The organism is Pedobacter sp. MC2016-05 (genome assembly GCF_026239735.1).
Lineage (GTDB): Bacteria > Bacteroidota > Bacteroidia > Sphingobacteriales > Sphingobacteriaceae > Pedobacter.
Map to the genome: position 1 here is coordinate 1 of NZ_JAPIVT010000040.1, position 5,545 is coordinate 5,545.

Below are 5,545 nucleotides of genomic sequence, written 5' to 3' on the forward strand. Positions count from 1 at the left end.
TAATGCCCTATTGGGCTTTAAGATTTGGCACCGACCTACTCTCCCACGTGTTACCGCAGTACCATCGGCTCTGGTGGGCTTAACTTCTCTGTTCGGAATGGGAAGAGGTGGACACCACCGATATAGGCACCTAAATGTTTTTAAATAAGTCTTGAGTTTTAAGTATTGAGTTTTACGTTTTTGAACGTACCACCCACAGCTTATCACCTACAACCTAAATGACATATTATTGAAAGAAGTTATCTTAGAAGAACAAACAACAGTCTGTTTGCTTTGAAAGCTTCGGATGATTAGTACTACTCGACTGTGCTGTCGCCAGCTTTACATCTGTAGCCTATCAACGTAGTAGTCTTCTACGGTCCTATATGGAATTCTCATCTCGTGGCTAGTTTCGCACTTAGATGCTTTCAGCGCTTATCTATTCCCAGCGTAGCTACTCTGCAATGCCCCTGGCGGAACAACAGATTCACTAGAGGCTAGTCCAACCCGGTCCTCTCGTACTAAGGTCAGCCCCACTCAAAATTCCTACGCCCACAACAGATAGGGACCGAACTGTCTCGCGACGTTCTGAACCCAGCTCGCGTGCCACTTTAATCGGCGAACAGCCGAACCCTTGGGACCTTCTCCAGCCCCAGGATGTGACGAGCCGACATCGAGGTGCCAAACCTCCCCGTCGATATGAGCTCTTGGGGGAGATCAGCCTGTTATCCCCAGCGTACCTTTTATCCTTTGAGCGATGGCCCTTCCATGCAGAACCACCGGATCACTATATCCGTCTTTCGACCCTGATCGACCTGTATGTCTCACAGTCAAGCAAGCTTATGCTATTGCACTCCGCGTACGGTTACCAAGCGTACTGAGCTTACCTTTGAAAGCCTCCGTTACCTTTTTGGAGGCGACCACCCCAGTCAAACTACCCATCAAACAATGTCTCCCGCTTAGCGGGATTAGACACCGAATACAGAAAGGGTGGTATTTCAACGTTGGCTCCACGACGCCTAGCGACGCCGCTTCAAAGCCTCCCACCTATCCTACACATCCTGTATCCAATGTCAATGTTAAATTGTAGTGAAGGTGCATGGGGTCTTTCCGTCCCGTTGCGGGTACCCGGCGTCTTCACCGGGACCACAATTTCACCGAGCTCATGGCTGAGACAGCGCCCAGATCGTTACACCATTCGTGCAGGTCGGAACTTACCCGACAAGGAATTTCGCTACCTTAGGACCGTTATAGTTACGGCCGCCGTTTACTGGGGCTTCGATTCAATGCTTCTCCTTGCGGATGACATCCCCTCTTAACCTTCCAGCACCGGGCAGGTGTCAGGCCTTATACCTCATCTTTCGATTTTGCAAAGCCATGTGTTTTTGTTAAACAGTCGCCTGGGCCTTTTCACTGCGGCTGACATTGCTGCCAGCGCCCCTTCTCCCGAAGTTACAGGGCCATTTTGCCGAGTTCCTTAGCCATGATTCACTCGAGCACCTTAGAATCCTCTTCCCGGATACCTGTGTCGGTTTGCGGTACGGGTTTTTATAACCTGAAGCTTAGCGGTTTTTCTTGGAAGTCTGATTACCTGCGCTATCCACTCACCCGAAGGCTTGCGGTACTATCGACTTTCAGCTAGATCGGCGGATTTGCCTACCGTTCCATTACCTACTGTCTTTAACGATCTATTCCGTCAGATCGCGGCAGTGTCACTACTCCGTCCCCACATCGCAGTTATAAAAAGTACTGGAATATTAACCAGTTGTCCATCGAATTTCCCCTTCGGGTTCTCCTTAGGTCCCGACTGACCCTGATCCGATTAGCGTTGATCAGGAAACCTTATCCTTTCGGTGGGCGGGTTTCTCTCCCGCCTTATCGTTACTTATGCCTACATTTGCTTTTCTAGAAGCTCCAGCACCCATTACCAGATACCTTCGCTGCCGCTAGAATGCTCCCCTACCGATATATTTCAATCCCATAGCTTCGGTGTACAATTTAATGCCCGTTTATTATCCATGCCCGATCGCTCGACTAGTGAGCTGTTACGCACTCTTTAAATGAATGGCTGCTTCCAAGCCAACATCCTAGCTGTCTGTGCAATCGGACCTCGTTAGTTCAACTTAACTGTAACTTGGGGACCTTAGCTGATGGTCTGGGTTCTTTCCCTCTCGGCGCGTGACCTTAGCACCCCGCGCCTCACTGCAGATCATATTTCATAGCATTCGGAGTTTGTCTGGATTTGGTAGGATTTGACTCCCCCGCACCCAATCAGTAGCTCTACCTCTATGAAACTTAATATCCACGCTGTTCCTAAAAACATTTCGGGGAGTACGAGCTATTTCCCAGTTTGATTAGCCTTTCACCCCTACCCACAGATCATCCGGAAACTTTTCAACGTTTATCGGTTCGGTCCTCCAGTACGTGTTACCGCACCTTCAACCTGTCCATGGGTAGATCACAAGGTTTCGCGTCTACCCCCTCTGACTATACGCCCTGTTCAGACTCGCTTTCGCTTCGGATCCGTGCCTGAAGCACTTAACCTTGCCAGAGAGGAGTAACTCGTAGGCTCATTATGCAAAAGGCACGCCGTCACACCACTTGGATGCTCCGACCGCTTGTAAGTACACGGTTTCAGGTTCTATTTCACTCCCCTGTTCGGGGTTCTTTTCACCTTTCCCTCACGGTACTGGTTCACTATCGGTCTCTCAGGAGTATTTAGCCTTACCGGATGGTGCCGGCAGATTCCCACAAGGCGTCTCCGACCTCGCGGTACTCAGGATACTGCTAGACTAGCATTCTATACGTGTACCGGGCTATCACCGTGTATCGCTGGGCTTCCCATCCCATTCCACTTCTGTTTGCTAATGCCACGTTGCAGTCCTACAACCCCACCTATGCCGTAACATGGATGGTTTGGGCTCTTTCCCTTTCGCTCGCCACTACTCAGGAAATCATTGTTATTTTCTCTTCCTCTGCTTACTTAGATGTTTCAGTTCGGCAGGTTTGCTCATTATATGTGACTGGTCTTCAACCAGCCGGGTTGCCCCATTCGGAAATCTTCGGATCAATTCCTATTTGCAAATACCCGAAGCTTATCGCAGCTTATCACGTCCTTCATCGCCTCTGAGAGCCAAGGCATCCCCCGTGTACTCTTTATTACTTTCTTCTACTCATATGCCTTTTGCGCCATATGGTATGCTTTTTTTGCTCTTGTTATGATGTCTCATGCTTATCGGTCCCTTGCGGTTCCTTTAAGCGAGCACAAACACAACAGTCGCCTATTGTTGTTTGCTCTTCTTTTTTAACTTCTTCCAATATGTCAAAGAACTTTACTGAGGCTGAAGGTCGAAGGTATAAAGGTAGAGGGTTTCATTGTCCCCTGCCTAAGCTCCGTTTCAGCTTCGTTAGTCAAAAACCGCGGTCTCGAACCGTTTCATATACCTTCCATATATGTGCCCCATGGCGTCTTCTTTTATTTCTTTCAGTCTGTCAATGATGACCACCGATCCCGGTGATGTATTTTCTTGATGTGGAGAATAACGGAGTCGAACCGTTGACCTCCTGCGTGCAAGGCAGGCGCTCTAGCCAGCTGAGCTAATCCCCCAGGATTATTAAAGTAGTCCCGTCCAGATTTGAACTGGAGACCCCTACATTATCAGTGTAGTGCTCTAACCAGGCTGAGCTACGGGACTGTGCTTTTCGGTTCGGCATTCTTCGCGGTTAGTATATTACCGCTACCGCTCCCTTTGCTTTACCTAGCTTTCGTTCCGATGGCCCTATCGTTGAGGACAACCGTCATTTCTTCTGGGTGTTTCTTCTTTTTTTCTCTTTTTTGAAATATCATGTTGCGCAGTGAGTAGTCAACTCCACTCCAGAAAGGAGGTATTCCAGCCGCACCTTCCGGTACGGCTACCTTGTTACGACTTAGCCCCAGTTATCGGTTTTACCCTAGGACGCTCCTTTCGGTTACATACTTTAGGTACCCCCAACTTCCATGGCTTGACGGGCGGTGTGTACAAGGCCCGGGAACGTATTCACCGCGTCATTGCTGATACGCGATTACTAGCGAATCCAACTTCATGGGGTCGAGTTGCAGACCCCAATCCGAACTGTGAATGGCTTTGTGAGATTCGCATCATATTGCTATGTAGCTGCCCTCTGTACCATCCATTGTAGCACGTGTGTAGCCCCGGACGTAAGGGCCATGATGACTTGACGTCGTCCCCTCCTTCCTCTCTGTTTGCACAGGCAGTCTGTTTAGAGTCCCCACCTTAACGTGCTGGCAACTAAACATAGGGGTTGCGCTCGTTGCGGGACTTAACCCAACACCTCACGGCACGAGCTGACGACAGCCATGCAGCACCTAGTTTCGTGTGATTGCTCACTGATCCATCTCTGGATCATTCACTAACTTTCAAGCCCGGGTAAGGTTCCTCGCGTATCATCGAATTAAACCACATGCTCCTCCGCTTGTGCGGGCCCCCGTCAATTCCTTTGAGTTTCACTCTTGCGAGCGTACTCCCCAGGTGGAACACTTAACGCTTTCGCTTAGCCGCTGACTGTGTATCGCCAACAGCGAGTGTTCATCGTTTAGGGCGTGGACTACCAGGGTATCTAATCCTGTTTGATCCCCACGCTTTCGTGCCTCAGCGTCAATAAGACCATAGTAAGCTGCCTTCGCAATCGGTGTTCTGAGACATATCTATGCATTTCACCGCTACTTGTCTCATTCCGCCTACCTCTAGTCCATTCAAGCCCATCAGTATCAAGGGCACTGCGATAGTTGAGCTACCGTCTTTCACCCCTGACTTAACAGGCCGCCTACGCACCCTTTAAACCCAATAAATCCGGATAACGCTTGGATCCTCCGTATTACCGCGGCTGCTGGCACGGAGTTAGCCGATCCTTATTCCTTCGGTACATTCAGCTAGATACACGTATCTAGGTTTATTCCCGAATAAAAGCAGTTTACAACCCATAGGGCAGTCTTCCTGCACGCGGCATGGCTGGTTCAGAGTTGCCTCCATTGACCAATATTCCTTACTGCTGCCTCCCGTAGGAGTCTGGTCCGTGTCTCAGTACCAGTGTGGGGGGCCATCCTCTCAGATCCCCTAGTCATCGTCGCCTTGGTGGGCCGTTACCCCGCCAACTAGCTAATGACACGCATGCCCATCTCCATCCCATAAATGTTTGATCATTGGATAATGCCATCCTGTGATTTTATGCGGTATTAATCCGGATTTCTCCGGGCTATCCCCCAGATGAAGGTAGGTTGCATACGCGTTACGCACCCGTGCGCCGGTCTCAAAGAAGCAAGCCTCTTCTACCCCTCGACTTGCATGTATTAGGCCTGCCGCTAGCGTTCATCCTGAGCCAGGATCAAACTCTCCATTGTAAAATGTGTTGTAAGATTCTGACCAGTTTTAACTATCGTTAAAAATAGTCTTCTTTTGTTTTGTCCGTTGGACATTGACTTTAAAATGTAATAAGGAACTCTGTACTTGAATTCGTACTTCATTACCCCACTACGCATCATTGACATCTCTTTTAAGAACTTATCGAC

Annotated in this window: 2 tRNA genes and 3 rRNA genes; all 5 read right to left on the reverse strand. The window is 49.3% G+C overall.

The window, feature by feature from the left end:
* Positions 1 to 22: 22 nt before the first annotated feature.
* Positions 23 to 134 (reverse strand): 5S ribosomal RNA (gene rrf / locus OQZ33_RS23990).
* 137 nt (positions 135 to 271) lie between these two features.
* Positions 272 to 3,148, reverse strand: a 23S ribosomal RNA gene (locus tag OQZ33_RS23995).
* A gap of 364 nt (positions 3,149 to 3,512) precedes the next feature.
* Positions 3,513 to 3,586, reverse strand: a tRNA-Ala gene (locus tag OQZ33_RS24000).
* A gap of 13 nt (positions 3,587 to 3,599) precedes the next feature.
* Positions 3,600 to 3,674, reverse strand: a tRNA-Ile gene (locus tag OQZ33_RS24005).
* 183 nt (positions 3,675 to 3,857) lie between these two features.
* Positions 3,858 to 5,377 (reverse strand): 16S ribosomal RNA (locus tag OQZ33_RS24010).
* Together the 16S, 23S and 5S rRNA genes with 2 tRNA genes alongside form the textbook arrangement of a ribosomal RNA operon.
* Positions 5,378 to 5,545: the final 168 nt, after the last annotated feature.